General features: G+C 72.0%; 24 protein-coding genes, 1 tRNA gene and 1 pseudogene. 14 read left to right on the top strand and 12 right to left on the bottom strand.

What is annotated here, in order from left to right; translation table 11 throughout:
• Nucleotides 1-169 precede the first annotated feature (169 nt).
• Nucleotides 170-243, bottom strand: a tRNA-Gly gene (locus ACFXI4_RS08565).
• Nucleotides 244-515: 272 nt separating this feature from the next.
• On the opposite strand from ACFXI4_RS08565, the gene ACFXI4_RS08560 reads away from it, so the two are divergent.
• From ACFXI4_RS08560 to ACFXI4_RS08550, 3 genes are all read left to right on the top strand, one after another.
• The gene (locus tag ACFXI4_RS08560) at nt 516-680 is read left to right on the top strand and encodes a hypothetical protein (protein WP_362728503.1); all 165 of its coding nucleotides are present in this window, start codon (nt 516-518) and stop codon (nt 678-680) included.
• 73 nt (nt 681-753) lie between these two features.
• On the top strand, nt 754-1,329 hold the full coding sequence (gene dcd / locus ACFXI4_RS08555) for a dCTP deaminase (RefSeq protein ID WP_384988971.1): 576 nt from the start codon (nt 754-756) through the stop codon (nt 1,327-1,329).
• 10 nt (nt 1,330-1,339) lie between these two features.
• On the top strand, nt 1,340-1,858 hold the full coding sequence (locus ACFXI4_RS08550; protein WP_384988970.1) for a phosphoribosyltransferase: 519 nt from the start codon (nt 1,340-1,342) through the stop codon (nt 1,856-1,858).
• Nucleotides 1,859-1,967: 109 nt separating this feature from the next.
• Here ACFXI4_RS08550 and ACFXI4_RS08545 read toward each other — a convergent pair whose 3' ends face one another.
• Nucleotides 1,968-2,990 (bottom strand): DUF4331 family protein, encoded by a 1,023-nt coding sequence (locus ACFXI4_RS08545; protein ID WP_384988969.1) that lies wholly within the window; start codon nt 2,988-2,990, stop codon nt 1,968-1,970.
• Between the two features lie 404 nt (nt 2,991-3,394).
• Between ACFXI4_RS08545 and ACFXI4_RS08540 the strand changes: the two genes are divergently transcribed.
• Nucleotides 3,395-4,306, top strand: a complete 912-nt coding sequence (locus ACFXI4_RS08540; RefSeq protein ID WP_384988968.1) for a LysR family transcriptional regulator — start codon at nt 3,395-3,397, stop codon at nt 4,304-4,306.
• A gap of 134 nt (nt 4,307-4,440) precedes the next feature.
• Here the strand turns inward: ACFXI4_RS08540 and ACFXI4_RS08535 are convergent, their stop codons facing one another.
• From ACFXI4_RS08535 to ACFXI4_RS08515, 5 genes are all read right to left on the bottom strand, one after another.
• Nucleotides 4,441-5,469, bottom strand: coding sequence for a YIP1 family protein (locus ACFXI4_RS08535; RefSeq protein WP_384988967.1), 1,029 nt, complete (start codon nt 5,467-5,469; stop codon nt 4,441-4,443).
• 68 nt (nt 5,470-5,537) lie between these two features.
• Nucleotides 5,538-6,962 carry an FG-GAP-like repeat-containing protein gene (locus ACFXI4_RS08530; protein ID WP_384988966.1) on the bottom strand — a complete coding sequence of 475 codons (1,425 nt, stop codon included), beginning with the start codon at nt 6,960-6,962 and terminating at the stop codon, nt 5,538-5,540.
• 2 nt (nt 6,963-6,964) lie between these two features.
• The gene (locus ACFXI4_RS08525; protein WP_384988965.1) at nt 6,965-8,407 is read right to left on the bottom strand and encodes an FG-GAP-like repeat-containing protein; all 1,443 of its coding nucleotides are present in this window, start codon (nt 8,405-8,407) and stop codon (nt 6,965-6,967) included.
• 173 nt (nt 8,408-8,580) lie between these two features.
• Nucleotides 8,581-10,059: an FG-GAP and VCBS repeat-containing protein gene (locus ACFXI4_RS08520; RefSeq protein WP_384988964.1), complete on the bottom strand. Its 1,479-nt coding sequence runs from the start codon at nt 10,057-10,059 to the stop codon at nt 8,581-8,583.
• Nucleotides 10,060-10,249: 190 nt separating this feature from the next.
• Nucleotides 10,250-10,621, bottom strand: a complete 372-nt coding sequence (locus tag ACFXI4_RS08515) for a VOC family protein (protein WP_384988963.1) — start codon at nt 10,619-10,621, stop codon at nt 10,250-10,252.
• 184 nt (nt 10,622-10,805) lie between these two features.
• On the opposite strand from ACFXI4_RS08515, the pseudogene ACFXI4_RS08510 reads away from it, so the two are divergent.
• The 3 genes and pseudogenes from ACFXI4_RS08510 to ACFXI4_RS08500 form a co-directional block, all read left to right on the top strand.
• Nucleotides 10,806-10,937 (top strand): annotated as a pseudogene (locus tag ACFXI4_RS08510) (antibiotic biosynthesis monooxygenase family protein); the annotation flags it as partial.
• A 205-nt stretch (nt 10,938-11,142) separates the two neighbouring features.
• Nucleotides 11,143-11,934: a hypothetical protein gene (locus ACFXI4_RS08505; protein WP_384988962.1), complete on the top strand. Its 792-nt coding sequence runs from the start codon at nt 11,143-11,145 to the stop codon at nt 11,932-11,934.
• A 335-nt stretch (nt 11,935-12,269) separates the two neighbouring features.
• The gene (locus tag ACFXI4_RS08500; RefSeq protein WP_384988961.1) at nt 12,270-12,593 is read left to right on the top strand and encodes an antibiotic biosynthesis monooxygenase family protein; all 324 of its coding nucleotides are present in this window, start codon (nt 12,270-12,272) and stop codon (nt 12,591-12,593) included.
• Between the two features lie 77 nt (nt 12,594-12,670).
• Here ACFXI4_RS08500 and ACFXI4_RS08495 read toward each other — a convergent pair whose 3' ends face one another.
• Nucleotides 12,671-13,879, bottom strand: a complete 1,209-nt coding sequence (locus ACFXI4_RS08495; RefSeq protein ID WP_384988960.1) for an NAD(P)/FAD-dependent oxidoreductase — start codon at nt 13,877-13,879, stop codon at nt 12,671-12,673.
• Between the two features lie 104 nt (nt 13,880-13,983).
• The gene (sigJ, locus tag ACFXI4_RS08490; protein WP_384988959.1) at nt 13,984-14,928 is read right to left on the bottom strand and encodes an RNA polymerase sigma factor SigJ; all 945 of its coding nucleotides are present in this window, start codon (nt 14,926-14,928) and stop codon (nt 13,984-13,986) included.
• Here sigJ and ACFXI4_RS08485 point away from each other — a divergent pair.
• Nucleotides 14,927-15,637 (top strand): PP2C family protein-serine/threonine phosphatase, encoded by a 711-nt coding sequence (locus tag ACFXI4_RS08485; protein WP_384988958.1) that lies wholly within the window; start codon nt 14,927-14,929, stop codon nt 15,635-15,637. The two genes, sigJ and ACFXI4_RS08485, sit on opposite strands and share 2 nt — an antisense overlap.
• A 115-nt stretch (nt 15,638-15,752) precedes the next feature.
• Nucleotides 15,753-18,167, top strand: a complete 2,415-nt coding sequence (locus ACFXI4_RS08480; protein WP_384988957.1) for a SpoIIE family protein phosphatase — start codon at nt 15,753-15,755, stop codon at nt 18,165-18,167.
• A gap of 184 nt (nt 18,168-18,351) precedes the next feature.
• Here ACFXI4_RS08480 and ACFXI4_RS08475 read toward each other — a convergent pair whose 3' ends face one another.
• Both ACFXI4_RS08475 and ACFXI4_RS08470 read right to left on the bottom strand, forming a co-directional pair.
• Nucleotides 18,352-18,750: a hypothetical protein gene (locus ACFXI4_RS08475; protein ID WP_384988956.1), complete on the bottom strand. Its 399-nt coding sequence runs from the start codon at nt 18,748-18,750 to the stop codon at nt 18,352-18,354.
• Between the two features lie 226 nt (nt 18,751-18,976).
• Complete coding sequence (locus ACFXI4_RS08470; RefSeq protein WP_384988955.1) at nt 18,977-19,591, bottom strand: peroxiredoxin-like family protein; 615 nt, start codon at nt 19,589-19,591, stop codon at nt 18,977-18,979.
• Between the two features lie 71 nt (nt 19,592-19,662).
• Here ACFXI4_RS08470 and ACFXI4_RS08465 point away from each other — a divergent pair, with 71 nt between their 5' ends.
• Complete coding sequence (locus ACFXI4_RS08465; RefSeq protein WP_384988954.1) at nt 19,663-20,295, top strand: TetR/AcrR family transcriptional regulator; 633 nt, start codon at nt 19,663-19,665, stop codon at nt 20,293-20,295.
• Between the two features lie 56 nt (nt 20,296-20,351).
• On the opposite strand, the gene ACFXI4_RS08460 is transcribed toward ACFXI4_RS08465, so the two are convergent.
• Entirely contained in the window at nt 20,352-20,678 is a 327-nt protein-coding gene (locus tag ACFXI4_RS08460; protein WP_384988953.1) for a nuclear transport factor 2 family protein, read from the bottom strand.
• A gap of 170 nt (nt 20,679-20,848) precedes the next feature.
• On the opposite strand from ACFXI4_RS08460, the gene ACFXI4_RS08455 reads away from it, so the two are divergent.
• The 4 genes from ACFXI4_RS08455 (at nt 20,849) to ACFXI4_RS08440 (ending at nt 23,263) form a co-directional block, all read left to right on the top strand.
• On the top strand, nt 20,849-21,898 hold the full coding sequence (locus ACFXI4_RS08455; protein WP_384988952.1) for a 2-dehydropantoate 2-reductase: 1,050 nt from the start codon (nt 20,849-20,851) through the stop codon (nt 21,896-21,898).
• A 226-nt stretch (nt 21,899-22,124) separates the two neighbouring features.
• Entirely contained in the window at nt 22,125-22,295 is a 171-nt protein-coding gene (locus tag ACFXI4_RS08450) for a hypothetical protein (protein ID WP_384988951.1), read from the top strand.
• 193 nt (nt 22,296-22,488) lie between these two features.
• Nucleotides 22,489-22,827 carry a MerR family transcriptional regulator gene (locus ACFXI4_RS08445; RefSeq protein WP_384988950.1) on the top strand — a complete coding sequence of 113 codons (339 nt, stop codon included), beginning with the start codon at nt 22,489-22,491 and terminating at the stop codon, nt 22,825-22,827.
• 232 nt (nt 22,828-23,059) lie between these two features.
• Nucleotides 23,060-23,263, top strand: a complete 204-nt coding sequence (locus ACFXI4_RS08440) for a cold-shock protein (protein ID WP_031482971.1) — start codon at nt 23,060-23,062, stop codon at nt 23,261-23,263.
• The last annotated feature ends 106 nt before the right edge of the window (nt 23,264-23,369 follow it).

Genomic DNA, 23,369 nt, shown 5'->3' with positions numbered 1-23,369 from the left:
CGAAGCATCCAGGTCGGGTACTGGCGAGATGGCACCGAGCGCGTCCGTACGGCATGGACCGCTGCCGCGCAGAGAGCACCTGAAAAGCCTTGCGGCATGAATCCGGCACGCGACGACCGATCACGATGGACAGCAAAAAGGCCCGGGTCCCTGACCTGGGCCTTCTCCATGGAGCGGGTGACGAGAATCGAACTCGCGCTCTCAGCTTGGGAAGCTGATGTTCTACCATTAAACTACACCCGCGTAAGACGCCGACCACGTCGGGGTCCGAACGCTCGCTCACTGTACCTCATGACGGACCCCCGATGCTCGGACCGCGGGGTCCGGGTGCGTTTCACGGGGTGGGATACGGGTGCGGGCGGCCGGAGTTGGGGCGTACGGTAAGGGCGCGAGAGAGGGGCCGGGCGTGCCGGAGCGCCGCCTGGAGAGCCGTCCCTTAGATCCCGTAATGTGGCTTTCCGTCGTCACGGCAGTAAGCCCGACGCGGCTCCTGGGGAAGGGATTTTAGGGACTTGATGGAACGCACCGTCGTCCGCTGTGCCGAAGGGCACGTGTTCAGCACCACTTCGTTCCCGATGCAGCAGGCCGAGCGGCTCGGCCCCGGCCGGCTCGTCCGGTGTCCCAAGTGCGCCCGGCTGCGCAGTGTCGTGCCGGTCGCCCTTGAGAAGCAGCAGCAGTAGCCGGGGACGCCGGCAGGGGCGCGCGGACTGTCGCGATTGTCGCGGGTCCGCGCGCCTTGCGTATCCTCGGGGCGTGCTTCTCTCTGACAAGGACATCCGGGCCGAGATCGACGCCGGGCGGGTACGGATCGATCCCTACGACGAATCCATGGTGCAGCCGTCGAGCATCGACGTGCGGCTGGACCGCCTCTTCCGGGTGTTCGAGAACCACCGGTACCCGCACATCGACCCCTCCGTCGAGCAGCCGGACCTGACCCGGCTGGTGGAGCCGGAGGGCGACGAGCCCTTCATCCTCCACCCCGGCGAGTTCGTCCTCGCGTCGACGTACGAGGTCATCTCGCTCCCCGACGACCTGGCCTCCCGGCTGGAGGGGAAGTCCTCGCTCGGCCGGCTCGGGCTGGTCACGCACTCCACCGCCGGGTTCATCGACCCGGGGTTCAGCGGGCACGTCACCCTTGAGCTGTCCAATCTCGCGACCCTCCCCATCAAGCTGTGGCCGGGCATGAAGATCGGGCAGCTGTGCATGTTCCGGCTCTCCTCCCCCGCCGAACACTCCTACGGCAGCGAGCGCTACGGCTCCCGATACCAGGGGCAGCGCGGGCCCACCGCCTCGCGTTCCTACCTCAGCTTCCATCGGACGCAGGTGTGAGGGGCCGGCCATGAGCGGCGACAGTCCCCTGCGGGAGAACCTGAGCTACGAGCAGTTCGGCGTCGCCGTGCGCGAGCTCGCGCAGACCATCGCCGACGACGGGTTCGAGCCCGACATAGTGCTCAGCATCGCGCGCGGCGGCGTCTTCGTCGCCGGTGGACTCGCCTACGCGCTCGACTGCAAGAACCTGCATCTGGTGAACGTCGAGTTCTACACCGGGGTCGGGACCACCCTGGAGATGCCCGTCATGCTCGCTCCCGTTCCCAACGTCATCGACTTCAGCGACAAGAAGGTCCTGATCACCGACGACGTCGCCGACACCGGCAGGACGCTGAAGCTGGTCCGCGACTTCTGCCTCGAAACGGTCGCCGAGGTGCGGTCCGCGGTGATCTACGAGAAGTCCCACTCCCTCGTGAAGTGCGAGTACGTGTGGAAGCGGACCGACGAGTGGATCAACTTCCCGTGGAGTGTTCTGCCCGTGGTACGTAGGTCGGGTGAGCCCACCACTCCGTCTGGGGAAGCACTCTGACGTGGCTCCTTCCGGCAGCTGACGCCGCCGGTGGCGTCCGCACGGCGTTGTCGCCACTGAGCCCCTTCCCTGATCGGGAAGGGGCTCAGTGGTGTCCGGTCCCCGATGGTCAGGCGGGCACGACGTAGGGGAAGCGGTCCGTGCGCGCATGCTGGGCGACCGACGGCTTGAGCCCGGAGGGTACGGCCGTGTTGGTCACGACGGAGAGCATCGCCTCGGGCGCGTTGTCGGCCAGGGTCCGGCCGTTGCGGGTGGCGAAGCCGTACGTGGCGGGGGTGCCGACGACGTAGGGCAGTACGTCCGGGAACAGCTGCCGGGCCACGGTCTGGCCGTAGCCGTCCGGATCGGCGCAGGTCCCGGTGGCTGCGACGACGGCGGAGATCTGGCCGGCGATGAGCTCGCCGGCGGCGGCGAGATCCTCGGACGGATGCCGCTTGTTTGCGGGGTTGGTGAAGTCGGTGTCGCCGGGCCAGAAGATCGGCCACATCATCGGGTGCCCGCCGCGGTTGATCTGACGCCATCCACCGGCGTCGGTGGCCAGCTTGGTCGCGCACCACACGCCGGTGCGGGCCCCGGGTCGCAGCTGCGGGTGGTCGTGGGGCACCTCCAGCACGATCGATTCCACCGTGGTGCCGGAGAAGCTGTTCTGCGCCTTGTGCGGGTGCCACTCCGACAGGTCCACCGCCGTTCCCTTCGCCACCGCCCCGTTGACGACGGCCAGCAGGGACAGGTCGATGTAGAACGAGTCGGAGATGCGCCCGGCCCAGATGCGGGTGCCGTCGGCGACGGCCGTCTCACTGGTGCGGCCCTCCAGCACGAGGTTTCCCTCGGCGGAGTCCTCCCGCGCCTCGTCCCCGGTCAGGACGTGCAGCCGCAGGGTCTGCCCGTCGTCCGGGTCGGGTTCACCGAAGGAGACCCGGTAGGTCAGGGTCTCGAAGTCGGCGCCGTCGAAGTGAACTTTGAACTCGTAGCGCGCCTCCGGGTGGAACCCGGGCTGCGCGTAGACGCCGGTGATGTCGGAGTTGACGTCCATGACGAACACCGTGCTGTTCTCGCCGGGGAAGACGTACAGGTCGTCGATGAACAGCTGCCCGTTCTGGGCCGCGAGCGGAGTGTCGAGGTGGTGGGACATGAGGGTTCCTTACTGCTCTGGATCTCGTTTCGGGGAGGGTGCCGGACGGATCCGTCCGCCCTTCACCCTGTGGACGTGGGATTGCGAACCGGCTGCGCGCCGTCGTCCTCATCGGCTCGGGACGCTCTCACGTGAGCCGCCGTACACCTGGACCGTCGTACAGACCCGACCATCGGAGCCGACCGCCGTGGCACGACCGCCCTCGATGGCGCAATCCGGTCCTGACCGGCAGGTGCGTGCTGTTCCCGCGGGAAGCGACGGAGTCCATGTCAATCACTGTGCCGATCACACCTGGAGATCGCGACATTTCGAACTTGTCTGCTGTTTTCCGGACGACTTCATCCTTGCCGTGTGAGCGGCGACCCGGTAGTGCCCAACCGGGAATCTGCTCATAGCCTGTGCTTATGAGCCAGTCCCCGCCCGACCTCGGCAGTCTCCGGTTGCTGACACTGGTGGCCGAACTCGGCAGCCTGGGTCGGGCCGCCGAGCTGCTGGGGATCAGCCAGCCCGCCGCCAGCAAGCGCCTGACCTTGCTGGAGCGGCGCCTGGGGCTGACGCTGGTGAATCGCGACACCCGCGGCTCCGTGCTGACCGTGGAGGGCAAGTCGGTGTGTCAGTGGTCGGGGCGGGTGCTGGCCGAAGTGGATTCGCTGATGACGGGTGTCGCGGCACTGCGCGGCGACCGCGCCGTCGACCTGCGCCTGGCCTCGAGCATGACGCTGGCCGAACACTTCGTACCGCGCTGGATCGGCACGCTGCAGCGGCGCACGCCCGATGTCTACGTCAGTCTCAAAGTGACCAACTCCGAACAGGTCGCCGCGCTCGTGGCGAGCGGTCGGATCAGCCTGGGGTTCATCGAAGCGCCCGTGGTGCCGGCCGGGCTCAGCTCGTGCCAGGTGGGCGCCGACCGTCTGGTCGTCGTGGTCGCCCCGCACCATCCCTGGGCACGACGGCGGGAGCCTGTGGAGCTGGCCGAGCTGGCCCGGACTCCGCTCATCGTCCGCGAGGCGGGGTCGGGCACGCGCGAGACCCTCGAACGTGTACTCGCCGGCGCGGGCGTCGAGCAGGTCAGGCCCCTGATGGTCCTGGACGCCAACGCCGCCATGCGCAGCGCCGTGGTCGAAGGCGCCGGTCCGGCGGTGCTCAGCGCGGTCACGGTCCAGGACGACCTCGCCGAGGGGCGCATGGTGGAGATCCCGGTGACGGGGACGGACCTGCACCGGCGTCTTCGCGCGGTGTGGCCGAAGGACACCGCTTTGACGGGCGCGGTCGAGGAACTGCTTCGGATCGCGATGCGTGTCCGCCCCGACGAGTGATCACGCCGTCCGTGTCGTGGAGCCTGCGTCGTGCCCGCCGTGCTGCCCGCGGACGGACTTCCTGGCCACAGGCAGGCACCAGCGGCGAAGGGCCCCGGCACGGCTGCCGGGGCCCTTCACATGTCCGTCCGGTGCTAGAACGTGCCCAGCTTCACGATCGACAGCAGGGCGATCAGCTGGATCGCCGACGCGCCCAGGGCCTTCGGCCACGGCAGGTCGTGGGACTTGCCGACCATCAGGGTGAGCAGGACGCCCGCCGCGACCCAGGTGGCCCAGCCGAGGAGCTGGACGAAGCCGGCGTCGCCGCCGAAGAACATCGCGAACAGGAGACGCGGCGCGTCCGTGACCGACATGATCAGCATGGAGAGGCCGACCGTAGGCTGCCAGGCTCCGTCGCCGCCGAGCTGCCGGGCCAGGGTGTGGGTCACCACGCCCAGCACGAAGGCGGAGAGCACCATCGCGATCGCCGTCACCAGGACGATCGGGACCGCGTTGGTCAGGGTCGCGCTGATCGCGTCCGCGCGGGCGCCGTCGAAGCCGAAGACCGCGAGCAGGCCGTAGAGGAAGGACACGATGAGGGCGGGGCCCCACATCGTGTAGTCCCGCATCTGCAGGAACGTCTGGTTCGGCGCGAGGACGATGCCCTTCAGCAGGTCCTTCCAGTGCAGCCGCGGGCCGATCGGGCCCGGCGGCGCCGCCGAACCGGCGTGATAGGTGGCGCCCTGCGTGTAGGCGCCGGCCTCGTCGACCGAGAAGGCCTGGGTGTGGCCCGGCTGGTTCGCGGCGTACGGGTCGGGGCTGCCGCCGCCGTAGCCGCCGTCGTAGCCGTGATCGTCGCCGAAGTACTCCGGGCCGTCGCCGCCCTGTCCCGGGTGACCGCCGCGCGCCTGCGGGTGCGGCCAGCCGGACCCGCCGCCGTGCTGCGGGTACGGCTGCGGAGCCGACGGGTACCCGTAGGACGGTCCCGCCGGCTGCCCGCCGAAGCTCTGCGGCGGGGCCTGCTGCCCGTACGCGGGTTGTTGCGGTCGCGCTTGCGGGGCACGGTCGTCCCGGCCGCCGCGTCCGTTCCTGAATCCAGCCACGTCTTCGAACGTACCTGGTCCCGGAGATCCGTGTGGCGGGCTCGGGCTTCCGAGCCCGCCATTGCCGCAGAGCTGTGACATCCCCTAAGGGGAACCCCGGGGGCGGTCAGGGCCGATCAGGGCCACCCCCGACGCCCCCTCGGCGCCGCTCACTGGGCGAACAGGAAGCCCAGCTGCGACCATGTGCCCGACAGTGCCTCCTGCGCCGCCCCGAAGCTCACCGCGCCCGTGGCCGTCAGGCCGGAGGACGAACCGCGCAGGGCCCATACGGCGCCCCGCCCGCCGTTCTCGTACCGGGCACCCACCGCGAGGTCGGCCTTGCGGTCGCCGTTGAGGTCGGCCAGGTGGACGGCGCTGCCCCAGAAGTCGTTCTTCTCGTTCGAGTCCGGCACCCCCGGCGTGTTCTGGGTCCAGCGGGTGGAGCCCGCGCCCGTCAGACCGGCCGCGGAGCCGCGCAGCAGCGTGACGGTGCCGGTCTGCCAGGCCGCGCCGACCCCCTCGAACTCGGCGCCGACCGCGACGTCGGCGTAGCCGTCGCCGTTGACGTCACCGACCGAGAGCGAGCTGCCGAACGAGCTGGTGCCGGAGGCATGCGTGGTGCCGGGGACGCCCGGGCTGTCCTGGGTGAGGGCCGCCTGCGGGGTGGGGCCCACACCGTGCGCGCCGCCCAGGTAGGCCTTGACGACGCCGGGCCCGACCGTGGAGCCGTTGACCGGGGAGCAGGAGGTGACGATGTCGTCGTAGCCGTCCCCGTTGAGGTCGCCAAGGACCGCCCGCTCGTAGCCGCCGCTCTCCAGCGTCCGCAGCGGCTTGGGGCGGGAACCGGCGCCCAGGTACACCAGGTTGCCGTCGATCCACTCGCCCGTCCCCGAGTGGATCGTGCCGCTGACCACCAGGTCGTCGACGCCGTCGCCGTTGACGTCGCCGGCGGCCAGCGACTGGGAGCCGTAGCTGTCGCCGGTCCTCAGTGAGGGAACCACCCAGGTGCGGGACGCGGCCCCGGCGGTCCTGGTGAAGCCGCCCCGGAAGATCTGGACGTCGGCGCCGGTGCTGCCGACGGCCAGGTCCGCCCGGCCGTCCGCGGTGAAGTCGCCGATCGCCAGGGACATACCGAAGCGGTGGTGGGAGGAACGGGCCGGGTCGGCGACGGCCCGCCCGCCGGACAGACCCTTCTTGCTCCCCCACAGGATCGTCACCGACCCGGCTTCGCCGTCCTCGCCCTCGGCACCGACGGCCAGGTCGGCGTAACCGTCCCGGTTCAGGTCACCGAAGGCCAGCGAGGAACCGAAGTCGTCGTACTTCTCGGCGGTGCCCGGAACGCCCGCCGAGTTCTGGGTGACGACCGTACGGTTCGACGCCTTGATCCCGGACCTGGAGCCGTAGCTGACGACGACCGCGCCGGCGTCCGCCCTGCCGCCGACCGTGGCGCCCGGGGCGGCGGTGGCGAGGTCGTGGTAGCCGTCGCCGTTGAAGTCGTCCGCGTACTTGGCGGGCGCGGCGGAGGCCGGCCCGGCCAGCGGGACCAGGCCCGCGGTGAGGAGGGCGGCGAGGGTCGCCGCCGTACGGACACGCATGATCAGCCCTCCAGGACGTCGCCGAAGTAGGCGGTGCCCGACGGGCCGCCCAGGGTGGTGCCGGTGCAGGACTTCGAGCCGCCCGCCGTGATGCCGGCGGTGGTGGACTTGAAGAACCAGACGGCGCCCGCGCCCTTGTCCTCGTTCGAGGCGGAGGCGACCAGTTCGGCGCGGCCGTCGCCGTTCGCGTCGACGAGGCGGACGGCCCCGCCGAAGTAGTCGAGGGTCTCCGCGGTGCCGGGGACGCCCGCCGTGTTCTGGGAGAAGACCTTGGCGCCGCCGCCGGTCAGGCCGGAGGCCGAGCCGCGCAGCACGGTGACCGTGCCCGCCTTCCGCGCCGAGCCGAGGGTCTCGTCCTCGGCGCCGACCGCGATGTCGGCATATCCGTCGCCGTTCACGTCCCCGGCGGACAGGCTCCAGCCGAAGCCGTCGCCCTTCTCGCCCTTCTCCGGGACGCCCGCCGTGTCCTGGGTGATCCGGACCGGGCTACGGCTGCTGAGGCCTCCGGCCGCGCCGTACGTCACCGTGACAGCGCCGCCGAGGCCGCCGTTCGGCTCGGTGGCCGACTTCTCCATGAAGTTGCCGGTGACGATGTCGCCGTAGCCGTCCTTGTTCACGTCGGCGATGACCGCGTCGTAGCCGCCCGCGAGCTTCTTGCCGACCTTGAGGGTGCCGGTGGCGGAACCGGTGTAGAGGACGCTGCGGGTGCGGTAGTCGCCGGAGTCGGTCTCCTCCTGGCCCATGACCAGCAGGTCGCTCCTGCCGTCGGCGTTGACGTCGCCGGCGATCAGCTTGTCGGCGTAGATCGTGGTCTGGGCGATCGTGTCGATGCCGACCAGGGCGGCCGCCTTGCCCTTGCGGGTGAAGGGGCCGCGGAAGACGTTCAGGGAGGGCGTGGCGTTGTTGCCGACGGCCAGGTCGGTGTGCCCGTCGCCGTCGAAGTCGCCCGCCGCCAGTGCCCAGCCGAGTTCGTTGCGGTACCTCGGCATCGGTGAGGAGAGGTTGCTGGCGCCCTTGAGGCCGCTCGCGCCGCCCCACAGGACGGTCACGTTGCCGTAGGAGTCGGTGCTGCCGATCCGCTCGCTGTGCACGCCGACGACCAGGTCGGTGTATCCGTCGCCGTCCAGGTCGCCGGTGGTGAGCCGGTCTCCGAAGTAGTCGCCGGAGGCCGGGTTGCCGGGGACGCCGGTGGTGGCCTGGCTGATGATCTGGCGTTTGGCGGTGTCGAGGCCGCTCTTCGTGCCGTAGACGACCGCCACGTATCCGGCGCCGGACTTGCCGGAGACCTTGGCGACGGGCGCGGCGATCGCGAGGTCGCGGTAGCCGTCGCCGTTGAAGTCGCCGGACAGGCCCGAGGGGGCGGCGGTGGCGGTGGCGGCGGGCAGCGCGGTGAGCAGGCCCGTGGTGAGGGCCGTGGCGAGCAGCAGGGTGGTGCGCTTGGGCATGGACTTCCCCGTGAGTGGTGAGGAGACGTGAGTGGTGAGGAGCGGAGACGCGGAGGCGGTGCGGCGGGCGGTGCCTGGTGCCGGAGCGGGCGCGCGGGACCGGGCAGGCCCGTGGTCGTGCGACCGGCGGGCCTGCCCGTACGCCGTCCGGAGAAACTCCGGTGACCCGCGGGTCAGTCGGCGAAGATGGCGCTGAGCTGCGGGGTGCCGGTCGTCGAGACGCCCAGCTTGCTCGTGGACAGGGCCCGTGAACCGGTCGTGGTGATCTTCGAGCCGTTGGACGGCAGGTAGGTGACCGCGCCGTCGCCGGCGTTCTCGTACGAGCCGACGATCAGGTCGGCCCGGCCGTCGCCGGTGACGTCGTCGAGCTTGACGTCGGCGCCGAAGAGGTCGTTCTTCTCGTCGTCGCCGGGGACGCCGGCCGTGCTCTGCGCGAAGGACTGGGCGCCGGAGGCCAGGTTGATCCCGGTCTTCGAGCCGTAGACGACGGTGACCTGGCCGGTGTTGGTGTTGCTGCCGATGTCCTCGTTCGGGGTGGTGACGACGAGATCGGCGTAACCGTCGCCGTTGACGTCGCCGAGGTCGATCTCCCAGCCGAACCCGTCACCCTTCTCGGAGGTGCCGGGGACGTTGGCGGAGTTCTGGTTGAACATGGTGGCCTTGGCCGGGCCGGAGGCGCTGCCGTAGGTGATCGCCACCCGGCCGCCGGTGGCGGAGTCCGGGAAGACGGTCCCGCCGCTGCTGGCGTCCCAGGAGGCGCCGCTGACGATGTCGCCGTAGCCGTCGCCGTTGATGTCGCCGACGCCGGTGACGATGCCGCTCTTCAGTGACTTGGCGCCGGTCACGGTCACGCCCCTGGAGCTGCCCGGCAGCCAGTAGTTGGTGTTCCAGTGGCTGCTGGTCTTCGTCTCGTACCCGTCGACGATCAGGTCGGTACGGCCGTCGCCGTTGACGTCGCCGGCGGTGAGCTTCATCGGGCCGTACGGGTAGGAGCTGGTGCCCGGCTCGATCGGCGGCTTGACGGTGTACCGGCCGCCGGACGTGCCGCTGGCGGAGAAGCCGCCCTTGAGCACCCACAGGGTGGCGGCGGAGCTGCCGACGGCGAGGTCGGCCTTGCCGTCGCCGTCGAAGTCGCCGGCGGCCAGCTGCAGTCCCCAGTAGTCGTGGCTGCTCGGCGACGGGTCCTTGATGTCGACGCCCTTGCCGGTGAGGCCGCTCTTGGAGCCCCACAGGAGGGTGACGGTGCCGCCGTCGGTGTCGGAACCGACCTTCTCCTCAGGGGAGCCGACGGCCAGGTCGTCGTAGCCGTCGGCGTTGAAGTCGGCGTACGCCAGGGTCTCGCCGAAGCTGTCGCCCGCCTCGGCGGTGCCGGGGACTCCGGCGCTGTTCTGGCTGAGGGTGGTGCGCTTGGTGGTGGTGATGCCCGAGGCGGAGCCGTAGAGGGCGACGACCTGGCCGGCGCCCTTGTGACCGCTGACGTAGGCGGTGGTGGCCGAGGTGGCGATGTCGCCGATGCCGTCGCCGTTGAAGTCGGCGCGCGCGACCTTGAACGAGTCCGCGGCCGTGGCCGAGGCGGCGGAGAACGTGAGCAGACCGCCCGTCAGCGCGGCCGCGGTGGCCGTCGCGAGGGCGAGTCGCGGGAACGTGTGCATGCGGGTTGTCTCCTGCGGCATGCGGGGGCCGCCCGCCTCCCGGCGGGCGGCCGGAGTCAATGGTGTCCAGCGGTCAGAAGACCCGCACCGAGGAGCAAGGGTTGTACATGACTGCGGTGAAGATGTGAGGACTCTGTGACTCCCGCCGGACCGGAGAAGCGGTGCGGCCGCGACGGGAGCTGACGCACCGCTAGCCGACGAGGGTCTGCTTCGGGCGGACCACGCAGAACTCGTTGCCCTCAGGATCGGCCAGCACGGTCCACGACTCGTCGCCGCTCTGCCCGACGTCCGCCCTGCGGGCGCCGAGTGCGAGGATGCGTTCGATCTCGGCCTCCCGGTCCTCCGCGGCGGACGTCAGGTCGAGGTGCAGGCGGTTCTTGACGGTCTTGCCGTCGGTCACCGGCATGAAGCAGATGCCCACCGGTGCGGTCTCGTCCGGCCCGATCACCACCTCCCGCTCCCGCTCGGACAGGATCCGCCAGCCGAGTACCTCGGCCCAGAACCGGGCCAGGGCGGGCAGATCGTGGGCGTCGATGACGATGTGGTGCAGCGACAGGGGCACGTCGGGCAGTATGCCCGCGGCCGGCGGGACAGGTCCTGGAGACGGACACCGGCGCCCGGGCCGGTGGGGTGACCGTGCGCCGGTGACACCGGCTCGGCTCCCGGACCGTCATCGTGCCGCACCGGAACATGCGGCCTCCCGGCCGCTCAGACCCTCCTGATCATCCCTGCGGCAGGATGGGCGCATGAGCGTAGCCGAGATCAACGTGCTCGCCGTGCCCGTCGAGCAGCGGGAGACGCTGGAGAAGCGGTTCGCGTCCCGGGCGCACGGCGTGGAGAACTCGGGCGGGTTCGAGTGGTTCGAGCTGCTGCGGCCGCAGCGGGTGCGCTGAAGTACTACCGAGGCCTGCCCCGTGGGTCGGTGATCGTGGTTTCCGTTCATCGTTCCCCAAACCGGTGTGGCGTGGCGCGGCCTGCCCACGCGCCTGGGCGGCTGGAAGACGGTCTGGGAACGCTGGTTGGGGCGACTGTCGCAGCCGGCCCCTACGCTGTGAGCGATCTACGGCCGGCTGACCGGAAGGCATGATGACCCCCACCCCCAGACCGACGGCTGAAGCGATACTCGCCCTTCTTCCCGAACTCGCTCCCCACGCGCGCGACGCGGTCCTGTTCCATCCCGAGCGGGCAGAGCCGGACTGCCGGACCAGTTCCATCGGCGGACCACTGCTGTGGCCGGGTGACGAACCGTGGCCCGAGTGCTCCTTGCCCGACGTGAACAGCCCTGATGGCGAGCCCGCCACCGCCATGGTGCCGGTCGCACAGATCTTTCAGCGCGACGCGCCGGGTCCCTGGTGGCCCGCAGGCATCGACCTCCTGCAGATCCTCTGGTGTCCCAACGAACACTGGGATCCTCCGGCCCGGCAGGCCGACATCAGCCCTGTGGTCGAGGTGCGGTGGCGTCGGGCCGCTGACGTGATCAGCCATGGGACGACTCCGCCGCCGCCCTCACGCTACGAAGAGGACGGCTACCTTCCGCAGGCGTGCGCCATCAGCGCCGAGCGCGTGACCGACTTCCCTTTCCCTGAGGAACTGCCGGCAGAGCTCCGTCCGCGGCTTGAGAACCTGATCCGCGAGACCGGCGACGGCGGTGACGTCATCACCCGCGTCGCCGGCTGGAAACTCGGCGGTTGGCCGACTTGGCACCTGACGTACCCCACGGTCCTTGCCTGCGATGACTGCGGCACGGCCATGACGCTCCTGTTCACCGTGGCCAGCGACGACGAGACAGGGGTTGTCGTCGGCCGGTGGGGAGACCTGCGCATCTTCACCTGCCCCGCCGACCACCGTCACGCGTTCCAGGTGGACCTGCACTGACCTGCGGCTCACTTCCCGCAGCACGATCCATCCGGCTTGGCCCCGGGGCTCGTTCCAGGTGGTCCCGCTCGCCGCGGCCCGGCCGCGGCGCTTCGCCCGCCGCACTGCGTGCCCGGCGGTACCACGCGCGGAACGGCATCGTCCTCGTACCGTTCCGTGACGCACGACCGATCGAGTACGGCCGACTCCGGCCACGCAACGGTGTCACTGCGCGGATCCGTTCCTTCGTCGAAACCGTCTGCGCGGTCGCCTCCCGTGCCGCCTTCAGAACGCGCGCGGACAAAGCCTCCCGGCCGCTCACGCCTTCCTGATCATCCCTGCGGCAGGATGGGCGCATGAGCGTAGTCAAGATCAACGTGCTGGCCGTGCCCGTCGAGCAGCGGGAGACGCTGGAGAAGCGGTTCGCGTCCCGGGCGCACGCCGTGGAGAACTCGGACGGGTTCGAGTGGTTCGAGCTGCTGCGTCCGGTCGAGGGGACCGATCAGTATCTCGTGTACACGCGGTGGCGGGACGAGGAGGCCTTCCAGGCGTGGATGGAGGGGCCGATGAAGACGGCGCATCAGGGGGGTGCCGAGGGCGAGCGGGCGAAGCCGGCGGCTTCCGGGTCGACGCTGTGGTCCTTCGACGTGGTGCAGTCGGCGGGGCCGAAGGGCGCGTAGCGACCGGTGTCCGTGCGGGTGTGCACGGCCCGCCGTGGTGGCGGGCCGTGCGGAGCCGGCGGACGGAGACCGGTGGCTCAGGCCGAGGTGGCTGTCCTCTCCGGCGTGCGGGCCGGGGCGGGCAGGGTGCGGCGGGTGCGGGTCGGAAGGGCGAGGGTCGGGTGGGCCACCGCCCAGGCCGCGCCCTTGCAGACCAGTTCCTTGTAGAGGGCGGCGGTGCGTCCCGTCAGGGCCTGCCGTACGGCGCGGTCGTCCGCGGTGACGTACTGGATCAGGCCCTGCCCGCGGCCCAGCGAGATGCACTGGTTGAAGTAGCGCAGCGGCACCTTCGGGAGCTTTCCGCCGGTCAGGCGGGCCGCGAGGGCGTCCGCGGCCTGCCACGCCATCGGGGCGCCCGTGGCGCACGACATGCGCAGCGGCTTGCCGCCGGGGCCCGCCGCCAGCGCCGCGTCGCCGACCGCGTACACGTCCGGGTGCGAGACCGACCGCATGGTCCCGTCGACCACGATCCGGCCGGAGCCGGTGACCTCCAGCGTGCCGGCCGCCGCGACGGGGTGGACGGCGAAGCCGGTGGTCCACACCGTGACCGCGGCGGGGATCGTCGCGCCGTCGGCGGTGGTGACATGGCCGGCCGCCACTGCGGTGACGGCGCTGTGCTCGTGCACGGCGACACCGAGCCCGTCGAGGACCTTCCGCAGGTGCCGGCGGCCCTTGGGGGAGAGCCAGTCACCGAGGGCACCGCGGGCGGCGAGGGCGACGGCCAGGTCCGGGCGGGCCTCGGCGATCTCGGTGACGGCCTCCAGACCGGTGAGTCCGCCGCCGACCACGAGCACGGGCTGTCCGGCCGGCAGGGCGGCGAGGCGCTCGCGGAGCCGGAGCGCGCCGGCGCGGCTCGCGATCTGGTGGGCGTGCTCGGCGGTGCCGGGGACGCCCTGGTCGTTCCAGGCGCTGCCGAGGGCGTAGACGAGGCTGTCGTACTCCAGCACCTCCGTCTTCCCGTCCCTGTCGCCTGAGTCGACGGTGGTGACCGTCCGCCGGTCGGCGTCCACGGCGGTGACCCTCGCGAACCTCAGCCGCACGCCGGTGCCCGCGAACATCTCGGCGAGGGGCCGGGACCTGAGCTCCTGGCCGGTCGCCAGCTGGTGCATCCGGACACGCTCGACGAAGTCGGGTTCGGCGTTGACGAGGGTGATGGCGACGTCTTCGCGGTGCAGCCGCCTGGCGAGACGGCCGGCGGCGATGGCTCCGGAGTATCCGGCGCCGAGGACGACGATGCGGTGCTGCATGTCCGTGCTCCTGTCGGGAAACGGCGGGTCGAGCGGGTCGCCCCTTGAACCGGGCAGCCCGCCGTTTCCTGACAGGAACGCGGAGTGAAGCGGCTCACACCCGGTCAGAAGAGCCGGAGCAGGGGTTCGCCGTGGCCGGTGGCCGTCCACTGCCTGGTCGCGCGTTCGAGCTTGTCGGGGTTGACCTGGTTGCGGAGCGCGGCGATGCCCTCGGCGGTGATCTCCAGGCACATGACCCCGAAGACCCGCCCGTCGACGACCGCCACCAGGGCGGGGCCGCCGTTGGCGGTCGCGGCGTGGAGTTCGACCGGGCCGCCGGCCAGGGCCCGCTGTGCCGGTCCCGGCTTGAACAGGCCCCGCATGAACGTCGCGACCGCGAGGGCGCCCTCGAACGCCTTGGCCCGGGCCGGCACCTTCCCGCCGCCGTCGCCGACCGCGACGGCGTCCTGGGTGAGCAGCCGGACCAGCGGCTCGGTCCGGCCGCTGGTGGCGGCCGTGAGGAACTCCTCGATGATCCGCCGGGCGGCGGCCTCGTCGACCTCGGCACGCGCCTTGCCGGCCGCGACATGCCCTCTGGCCCGGTGGAAGGTCTGCTGGCTGGCGGCCTCGGTGATGTCGAGGATCCGGGCGATCTCCCGGTGCGGATAGTCGAAGGCCTCCCGCAGCACGTACACCGCCCGCTCGCCGGGCGTGAGCCGCTCCAGCAGGGTCAGGACGGCGTACGACACGGACTCGCGCCGCTCGGCGGTGTCGGCAGGGCCGAGCATCGGGTCTCCGGCGAGCAGCGGCTCGGGGAGCCACTGGCCCACGTAGGTCTCGCGCCGGGCGCGGGCCGAGGTGAGCTGGTTGAGGCACAGGTTGGTGAGCACCTTCGTCAGCCAGGCCGCGGGGACCTCGATACGGCCGGTGTCGGCGGCCTGCCAGCGCAGGTACGTCTCCTGCACGGCGTCCTCGGCCTCGCTCGCGGAGCCGAGGAGGCGATAGGCGAGGGCCGCCAGCCGGGGCCTGGCCGCCTCGAACCGGTCCACCTCGCTCATGGTCTGGGCCATGGCCAGGATCCTAGGCCGTGTCCGCACGGCACACACCGGCCCGACGCGCATCGACGTCGGCGGCGACTTCTACGACCTGCTGCGCCTCGACGCCCACCACGCGGCGGCCGTCATCGGTGACGTGGAGGGCCACAGCATGGCCGCGGCCGCCCTGATGGGGCAGGTCCGCACCGCCATCCACGCCCACGCCACCACCGGAGCCGCCCCGGACCAGGTCATCGCCCGCACCAACCGGCTGCTCGCCGACCTCTCCTCCGACCTCCTGGTGACCTGCCTCTACGTCCACCTGGACCTGCTCGGCCAGGAACTGACCATGGCCAGTGCCGGCCACGCACCGCCCCTGCTGCGCCCCGCGCCCGGCCGGGCCCACTGCCTGCACGTCGACCCCGGCCCGCCCCCGGGCGTCGACACGGAGGCCCGTTATCCCGTCACCCGCGCCGCGCTGCCGGCCGGTGCCGTCCTCGCCCTGTACACCGACGGCCTGATCGAACGCGCCGGCACCGACGTCCAGCACGCCACCGCCGACCTCGCCGCCCACCTCGCCCGGGCCGACGCGCACGACCTGGAACGCCTGATGGAGGACCTCGTCCAGTACACCTGGCCGGCCGGTGGCCACACCGACGACGTGGCGGTGCTCCTGCTGCGGACGGCCGTGGCGGCGGGGCCGGGCCGGGGTGCGGGACCCCGTGGTGACGGCCGCGGGCCGTAGGGGTGGCACCGGCCGCCGTACTCCGGAGTCGGTTGTAGGGCGCACCGCGCGGCGGGATGCTGGGAGCGGGTGCGGGCATCCCGGACGCGCGGGCCGCCGGGCACCCGGAGGCACCATGGAGGGACGGGAACCGGAAGGCCCGGCAGTCGTACCCGACGACCTCGCGGTCGTCGTCGACGCCGACGGGTCGGTCCTGGTGTGGAGCGCCGGTGCCCGGCGGCTGCTCGGATACGAACCCGGCGAGATCGTCGGCCTCCCCGCCCGCAACCTGCTCGCCACCGGCCTGCCCGCCTCCGCGCGCCGCCACATCGCCGCGGCGCACCGCTGGTCCACGGAGGTGGCTCTGCGGCACCGCAACGGCGACCGGATCGTCGTACGCCTCCAGGGCATCCCTCTCGCGGACGCGGGCGACCGGCCGCTCTGGCTGGTGAGCGGTGCCGTGCGGACGGCCGTGTCCGGGCACGACCAGCCCGGGGCGGCCACCCTGTGGGACTTCACGCTCGCCCAGCTGCCCGTGCCGGTGGCGATCTACGACCGGGAGGCCCGGCTGGTCGCCGCCAACGAGGTCATGACCGAGGTCATGGGCCTGCCCGTGGCGGAGATGCGGGGCCTGACCCTGCGGGAGATCGAGTCCGGCCCGCCCTTCGACGAGTACGACCGCCTCCAGCGGCAGGTCCTGCGCACCGGGCGGACCGTCTTCCACGAGCAGCACGCCCAGGCGCCCGGGGAGACCCGGGAGCACGCCTGGTCGATGTACCTCTCCCCGCTGAAGGACGCGTCCGGCACCGTGCAGGGCCTGTCCGCGATCGTCTTCGACACCACCGAGCAGTACTGGGCCCGCCGCCACCTGGCCGTCCTCAACGACGCGAGCCTGCGTATCGGCAGCACACTGGACGTGACCCGGACCGCCGAGGAGCTGGCCGAGGTCGCCGTGGGCGGGTTCGCGGACTACGTCACCGTCGATCTGCTGGAGTCCGTCGCCCAGGGCGACGAGCCGGTACCGCTGCCGACCGACGAGCCCGTCACCGTACGCCGTATCGCGCACCGCTCGGTGCTGGCCGGCTGCCCGGAGAAGGTGGCCGACCCCGGCGACCCGGTCCGCTACCCGGTGGACACGCCTCCGATGTGGACCCTGCTCGCCGGTCACGGCACCCGCCAACGGCCGGGCGACCCCGGCATGACGGAGTGGATCGGCGCCTTCCAGGCCCGCGCCGGCACCGTCGCCCGACCCATGATCCACTCGGTGCTGATGGTCCCGCTGCGCGCCCGTGGTGTCACCCTCGGCCTGGTGCACTTCCTGCGGCACCGCACGCCCGAGTCGTTCACCGAGGACGACCAGCGGCTCGCGGAGGAGATCGTCGCCCGCGCCGCGGTGTGCGTGGACAACGCCCGCCGCTACACCCGGGAGCGCCGCACCGCGCTCGCCCTCCAGTGCAGCCTGCTGCCCGGCCGGCCGCCGCCCGACCTGGAGGCGACCGAGGTGGCCTACCGTTATCTGCCCACGGGGTCCGGAGCGGAGGTCGGCGGCGACTGGTTCGACGTGATCCCGATGTCCGGCGCCCGGGTCGCCCTGGTCGTCGGGGACGTCGTCGGCCACGGCATCCGCGCCTCGGCGACGATGGGCCGCCTGCGCACGGCGGTACGGACGCTGGCGGACGTCGACCTCGCCCCCGACGAACTCCTCACCCAGCTGGACGACCTCGTCATCGGGCTCGCCAGGGAGGAGGACCCGCGGACCACGTCGGGGGAGGTCGGCGCGACCTGCCTCTACGCCGTGTACGACCCGGTGACCCGGCGCTGCACCATGGCCCGGGCCGGCCATCCGCCGCCCGCCCTGGTCACCCCCGCCGGCGAGGTCCGTCTGCTGGACCTGCCGGCCGGCCCGCCGCTCGGCCTGGGCGGCCTGCCCTTCGAGTCCACCGAGGTGGAACTGGCGGACGGCAGCCTGCTCGCCCTCTACACCGACGGCCTGGTGGGGACCACCGGCCAGGACATCGACGTGGGCCTGGGCCTCCTCCGCCGGGCCCTGGCCGCCCCGGCAGCACCCCTGGAGGAGACCTGCGACCGCGTCCTGCACACGCTGCTGACCGACCGCCCGGCCGACGACATCGTGCTCCTGCTGGCCCGCACCCGTGCCCTGGGCGCCGGGAAGGTCCGCACCTGGCAGCTCCCGCGGCATCCGGCGGCGGTCGCCGGGGCCCGCAAGATGGCGACCCGGCAGCTGGAGGCCTGGGGCCTGACGGACGCGGCCTTCGTCACGGAGCTGATCGTCAGCGAACTGGTCACCAACGCGGTCCGCTACGGCGACGGCCCGATCGCCCTCCGCCTGATCCGCGACGCGTCCCTGATCTGTGAGGTCTCCGACGGAAGCAGCACGGCCCCGCATCTGCGCCGGGCACGGGTCTACGACGAGGGCGGCCGGGGTCTGCTCCTGGTCGCCCAGCTCTCGGAACGCTGGGGCAGCCGCCAGACGCCGACCGGCAAGACGATCTGGGCGGAACAGCCACTGCCGGCCTCGGCGCTCGTCTAGCGGGCGCGTGCACGGCCCCGCGAGCCGGACGGCAGTCGCCGGGCGGCCCTGGGGCGGAGAGACCCTGATGCGGAGAGACCCTGAGGCCGCTCGGCGGATCACGCCGTGGACGCAGGGGCCGCCGGGCCCGCCTGCGGCGCCGATGAGGCGCGGACTTCCCGCGGCCTGATCCGCCGGGCAGGCCCTAGTGGGGGACGGGAACGTCCCGGCGCAGCACGTCGATCACGGCGCAGACGACCGCCGAGGCGACGAAGGTGCCCACCATGACCAGGGCCACTCCCACCATGAACAGGCCGCTGGCGTCGTCCGACCAGTCGACGCAGGCGGCGAGCGTCAGCCCCGCGGTCGTACCGCCCACGGCGGCCGCGCTGTGTCCCCGGACGGCCGTCCAGCCGACGGCCACCAGCAGGGTGAGCACGAGCCCGCCGACCTGCCAGACCTCGTAGGGCCCGCTCGTCGATCCGTCTGCCTGCACGTCGTACCGCTGGTCCCAGCCCAGCCACCCGGCCCAGGCCGCCGCCGACGCCCCGGCCGACGCGAGCGCCGGCAGCACGGCCTGAGGAACTGGCTTGTGAATTCTCATGCGTTCAGCGTCGCGGCCGGTCCGGGTGCCGGACAGAGCACGGATACTCAGACCGACCCGAGTACCTGCTGCGCCGGGCGAAGCGCTCGGGCCGTGCCCTGATACCGCGTCCGCACGTCCTGTTCCGGCTGTTCCCCGGCCCGGGCGTCGTGCTCGACGGCTTCGACGCCGTCGAGTTGGTCCACGGCCGTTGGTCCACGGCCGTTCCCTGGACGGTGGTGGCCGGTCACGGCCGTTCGGCGGGCGCGGGATGCGCGGGAGGGGGCGTGCGGGCCGCGCGCGCCGCCAGTTCCAGGAGTTCGTCGACCGACCACTGGTCGTAGGCGTGCTCGCCGTGCTTGGCGGCCAGGATCTGGCCGTCGGGGGCGACGAGGAAGTCGGCGGGAAGGCCGAGCCGGCCGCCGTGCGGGCTGCTGGCGGGCAGGTGTTCGCGTCCGCGGACGACGTGCCAGGCGCCGCTCACCACCGCTCGGACGATCGGCCACCAGGCGCGCGGCGCGAGCAGGGCGCGGGGCGACTGTTCCACGCCGAACTCCCGGTACAGCCGTTTGTCCGGGTCGGCGACGACGGCGAACGGAAGGTCTCCGGTGTGGCGGCGCAGTTCCTCGGCGGGCGAGTGGAAGACGACCACCTCGCGGATCCCGGCGGCCTCGATCTCGTGGTGCCGCCGCACCACCGAGCGCAGGTGCATATTGCAGACCGGGCATCCGGCGAAGCGCCGGAACTGGAGGTGGACCGGGCGGGTGGGGTCGGGGACGGTGACGGGGTCGCCGGAGACCGTACTGAGACCGCGCCGGGGCACGGTGGAGCCGGGACCCATGGGGCTACGGGGTGTGCGCATGACTGTTCCCCTCCGTAAGCGTACGGCATACGCCTACCAGCGTAGGCGTATGCCGTACGCTGTCAACCGCCATGCCACGACCGCGTTCCGTCACCCCCGACCAGCTCGCCTCGGCCGCTCTCGCCGTCATCGACCGCGAGGGGCTCGCCGGACTGTCGATGCGCGCCGTCGCCAGGGAACTCGGCATGAGCACCATGGGGCTCTACCGGTACGTGCGCGACCGCGAGGAGCTGGAGAGGCTCGTCGTGGAGCTCGTCCTGGGCGCCGTGGACACCGAGCCGCCCGACCCCGGCGCCCCGTGGCGCGAACGGATCACGGTCCTGGTGCGACGGATGCGCGAGGCCGTGGGCGCCCATCCCGCGGTCGTCCCGCTGATCATCGCCCACCGCCACCACTCCCTCGGGGTGCTGCGCTGGTCGGAGACCGTGCTCGTGGTCCTCGGCGGGACGGGCGTGACGGGAGAGCGGCGGGTCGTCGCCCTGCGCGCGCTGCTCAGCTACCTCAACGGGGCGATCCAGCTGGAGCATCTCGGCTCCCTGGCCGGTCCCGGGACGGCGGCCATCGCCGAACTGTCGTCCGACGACTTCCCGCTGATGGCCGAGACCGCCCACGACGCCCGGAACGTCGAAGCCGACCGCGAGTTCCTCGGCGGGCTCGGCATGCTGCTGGACGGTCTCGAAGGGCTCGGCGGCGTCAGCCGCTGATCACCCGGTCCACGACCAGGGTGTCGCTCACCTGCCGGAGCGCGGCCAGCCTGCCGTCACGGACGGTCCACAGGTGCATGAACCTGGCGTCGGCCGTCGCCCCCCCGCCTGCTCACGGTGTGGTAGTGCCCGAGGGCGAAGACATGGTCCTCCCCGTCCGCGAAGTACTCCTCGCCCACGGGGTAGAAGGTGTCGAAGTTCTCCATCAGCGGGCCGGAGAAGTCCCGGCCCACGCTCTGCGGGCCGTGATGGACCCCGCCGCCGGGGAAACCGGGCGTGATGCCCCAGACGAGTTCCGGGTCCATGACCTCCTGGAAGACCTCCGGCGCCACCCTGGACGCGTAGAAGCGGCGGACGAGGGCGATGTTCTCCGGTGCGGACATGACGGCGGCTCCTCCGACGGAAACGGACGGCCGATCAGGGCCGGGGCAGTACCAGACCGGGGCGGCACGGGCCGCGGGGAGAAACGCCGTCCGGCCGGAACGTGTGACGCCATCGCCAGGAGAGCACGAACGTGAGTACGGTTGATCACGAGCCTTCCGCAGGAGCCCCCATGCCCTCCGTACCTCCCGTGCCTCCCCAGCCTCCCGCGCCTCCGCTGTCCAAGCCCCGCTTCGCCGTTCTCGGTGCCGGCACCATCGGGTGTCACCTCGGCGGCCATCTGCGCGCCGCCGGGTACGACGTGACGCTCATCGGCAGGCCCGCCGCCATGGACGTGCTGCGCGAGCGGGGACTGACCCTCAGCACCTCCGTCCGGCCGCCCGTCCATCTCGCGCCGGAGCGGCTCACGCTGGCCACCGGCGCGCAGGCCGCGGCCGACGCCGACTACGTGCTGGTCACCGTGAAGAGCGCCGGCACCGCGACCGCCGCCAGGGAACTCGCCGCGCAGCTCGCCCCCGGCGCGGTCGTGGTGAGCTTCCAGAACGGGCTGCGCAACCCCGCCACCCTGCGCGCCGCTCTCCCCGGTCACACCGTGCTGGCCGGGATGGTGCCGTACAACGTGGTGCGGTCCGGGCCGGGCACCGTGCACCAGGGCATGCCGGGCAGACTCATGACCGAGCCGGACGCCACGCTCGTCACCGCCTTCCGCGCGGCGCACCTGGCCGTCGAGGCCCGTACCGACATGTCCGAGGTGCAGCACGCCAAACTGCTGCTGAACCTCAACAACGCGGTCAACGCCCTGTCCGGGCTGCCGCTCCGCGACCAGCTCGGCGAGCGGGCCTACCGCCGCTGCCTCGCCCTGTGCCAGCGGGAGGCCCTCGCCGCCTACCGCGCCGCCGGGCTCACCCCGGCCCGCCTCGGCCCCACCGCGCCCGCTGTCACCCCCTACGTCCTGGCGCTGCCCGACGGCCTGTTCCGGCGGCTGGCGGGGGCGACCCTGCGGATCGACGCGCAGGCCCGCTCCTCGATGTGGGAGGACCTGCAACGCGGCCGGGCCACCGAGATCGACTCCCTCCAGGGCGAGATCGTCGCCCTCGCCGCCGCCCACGGACGGACCGCCCCCGCGAACGCCCGGCTGGTCACCCTGGTGCGGGCGGCGGAGGCCGCGCCGCGCACCTGGCAGGGCCGGGAGCTCTACGCCGAACTGCGCGCGGCACGCTGAACGGGCGCGTACGACGGCCTCGCCGACGCCGTGCGGACCGCCCCGGACACCGCGCCGGGCGAACCGGACCCGCCGCGGCCGACGGTCGCCGCCGAGAGCCGCGGACGGATCCCCGCAGGCCCGACCGGAGGCGCAGACCGACAGGCCGGGAAGATCACCGGGCGGGGCACGCTGTGCGGCCGGCATGGGGACACGCCGGGGCCGCACCCGGGGTGATCGTGTGGCGATGAGCCCGGCCGTCGACGTGTTCGTGGCGGATCCCGAGCCGATCCCGAGTGCCGTGCCCCGATTCGAGGAGGCGGTGGGTCCCGCGACCTCGCGGGCGGCGGAGCCCGACATCGCCGACGCGCTCGGCGGACGCGCCGCCGCGGCGTCGGCGATACGCCGAACGGACTGATCACGTGCCGGGCGCGGGCGGCCGGCCACGCCGCGCACCGGCCAGGCCGCTGACGGAAATCTGTCACGGCGGAGTCACATCTCCAGGACCGACGGCGTTAGGGTTGCCGTGCGACGCGGATGGCGGCGGATCCTTCCCCGACCGGTGCCAGGCCCGCCCGGGTCCCCCGCCGCGTCCCCGAAACGAAGGTGTCATGCCCGCTGAGAACGCCCCGGTCGCCGACAACCTCGACGATGACGACTACCCGGCCTACACCATGGGAAGGGCCGCCGCCGTTCTCGGCACCACCCCCGCCTTCCTCCGCTCGGTGGGCGAGGCCGGGCTGATCGCTCCGTTGCGTTCGCAAGGAGGTCACCGCAGGTACTCCCGCCGTCAGCTGCGCATCGCCGCGCGCGCCCGGGAACTGGTCGACCAGGGCACCCCCGTGGACGCCGCGTGCCGGATCATCTCCCTGGAGAACCAGCTGGCGGACGCCCTCCGGCTGAACCGGGAAATCAGCCGCAGGCTCGACGGGTACGGCACGAATACCTAGTCCCGCCAGTACAGAAATAACCCCGGCGGCGACACTAGAATTCGCGTGCTGCACCGGAAACACATGGCCGCTTACCGCCTGCCTGTGTTAGCGTGATAGCAGTTGCAGTTTTGGTTGCCAGAGAAATTTTTTCTTTGTAAAGCTTTCCGGATCATTCCGGAGGGGTGATCATCGCGGCGACTCGGCTTCGTAAAGTGCGGAGTCCGGCACTGCCCCTCAAGGGAGATTCAATATGGCATCTGGCACCGTGAAGTGGTTCAACGCGGAAAAGGGCTTCGGCTTCATCGAGCAGGAGGGTGGCGGCCCCGACGTCTTCGCCCACTACTCGAACATCGCCACCCAGGGCTTCCGCGAGCTTCAGGAAGGCCAGAAGGTGACCTTCGACGTCACGCAGGGCCAGAAGGGCCCGCAGGCCGAGAACATCGTTCCCGCCTGAAGCTGACGCGAACCGCTGCGAGTCACGTTCTCGCGCGTTTTGAGGCTGGGGCCCGCGCTCTTGGGGTGCGGGCCCCAGCTTTTCTCTTTTTTCTCCGGCTGTTTCT

The organism is Streptomyces sp. NPDC059224 (assembly GCF_042754285.1).
Taxonomy (GTDB): Bacteria; Actinomycetota; Actinomycetes; order Streptomycetales; family Streptomycetaceae; genus Streptomyces.
Note: the sequence above shows the minus strand (reverse complement) of the source record. Positions and strands in the feature narration are given on the sequence as shown.

What these genes read in the sequence shown, in the direction of transcription:
- ACFXI4_RS08560 (WP_362728503.1), top strand. Translation starts at nt 516, where the DNA reads ATGGAACGCACCGTCGTCCGCTGTGCCGAAGGGCACGTGTTCAGCACC.
- ACFXI4_RS08550 (WP_384988970.1), top strand. Translation starts at nt 1,340, where the DNA reads ATGAGCGGCGACAGTCCCCTGCGGGAGAACCTGAGCTACGAGCAGTTC.
- ACFXI4_RS08545 (WP_384988969.1), bottom strand. Translation starts at nt 2,990, where the DNA reads ATGTCCCACCACCTCGACACTCCGCTCGCGGCCCAGAACGGGCAGCTG.
- ACFXI4_RS08540 (WP_384988968.1), top strand. Translation starts at nt 3,395, where the DNA reads ATGAGCCAGTCCCCGCCCGACCTCGGCAGTCTCCGGTTGCTGACACTG.
- ACFXI4_RS08535 (WP_384988967.1), bottom strand. Translation starts at nt 5,469, where the DNA reads ATGTCACAGCTCTGCGGCAATGGCGGGCTCGGAAGCCCGAGCCCGCCA.
- ACFXI4_RS08530 (WP_384988966.1), bottom strand. Translation starts at nt 6,962, where the DNA reads ATGCGTGTCCGTACGGCGGCGACCCTCGCCGCCCTCCTCACCGCGGGC.
- ACFXI4_RS08525 (WP_384988965.1), bottom strand. Translation starts at nt 8,407, where the DNA reads ATGCCCAAGCGCACCACCCTGCTGCTCGCCACGGCCCTCACCACGGGC.
- ACFXI4_RS08520 (WP_384988964.1), bottom strand. Translation starts at nt 10,059, where the DNA reads ATGCACACGTTCCCGCGACTCGCCCTCGCGACGGCCACCGCGGCCGCG.
- ACFXI4_RS08505 (WP_384988962.1), top strand. Translation starts at nt 11,143, where the DNA reads ATGATGACCCCCACCCCCAGACCGACGGCTGAAGCGATACTCGCCCTT.
- ACFXI4_RS08500 (WP_384988961.1), top strand. Translation starts at nt 12,270, where the DNA reads ATGAGCGTAGTCAAGATCAACGTGCTGGCCGTGCCCGTCGAGCAGCGG.
- ACFXI4_RS08495 (WP_384988960.1), bottom strand. Translation starts at nt 13,879, where the DNA reads ATGCAGCACCGCATCGTCGTCCTCGGCGCCGGATACTCCGGAGCCATC.
- ACFXI4_RS08485 (WP_384988958.1), top strand. Translation starts at nt 14,927, where the DNA reads ATGGCCAGGATCCTAGGCCGTGTCCGCACGGCACACACCGGCCCGACG.
- sigJ (WP_384988959.1), bottom strand. Translation starts at nt 14,928, where the DNA reads ATGGCCCAGACCATGAGCGAGGTGGACCGGTTCGAGGCGGCCAGGCCC.
- ACFXI4_RS08480 (WP_384988957.1), top strand. Translation starts at nt 15,753, where the DNA reads ATGGAGGGACGGGAACCGGAAGGCCCGGCAGTCGTACCCGACGACCTC.
- ACFXI4_RS08475 (WP_384988956.1), bottom strand. Translation starts at nt 18,750, where the DNA reads ATGAGAATTCACAAGCCAGTTCCTCAGGCCGTGCTGCCGGCGCTCGCG.
- ACFXI4_RS08470 (WP_384988955.1), bottom strand. Translation starts at nt 19,591, where the DNA reads ATGCGCACACCCCGTAGCCCCATGGGTCCCGGCTCCACCGTGCCCCGG.
- ACFXI4_RS08465 (WP_384988954.1), top strand. Translation starts at nt 19,663, where the DNA reads ATGCCACGACCGCGTTCCGTCACCCCCGACCAGCTCGCCTCGGCCGCT.
- ACFXI4_RS08460 (WP_384988953.1), bottom strand. Translation starts at nt 20,678, where the DNA reads ATGTCCGCACCGGAGAACATCGCCCTCGTCCGCCGCTTCTACGCGTCC.
- ACFXI4_RS08455 (WP_384988952.1), top strand. Translation starts at nt 20,849, where the DNA reads ATGCCCTCCGTACCTCCCGTGCCTCCCCAGCCTCCCGCGCCTCCGCTG.
- ACFXI4_RS08450 (WP_384988951.1), top strand. Translation starts at nt 22,125, where the DNA reads ATGAGCCCGGCCGTCGACGTGTTCGTGGCGGATCCCGAGCCGATCCCG.
- ACFXI4_RS08445 (WP_384988950.1), top strand. Translation starts at nt 22,489, where the DNA reads ATGCCCGCTGAGAACGCCCCGGTCGCCGACAACCTCGACGATGACGAC.
- ACFXI4_RS08440 (WP_031482971.1), top strand. Translation starts at nt 23,060, where the DNA reads ATGGCATCTGGCACCGTGAAGTGGTTCAACGCGGAAAAGGGCTTCGGC.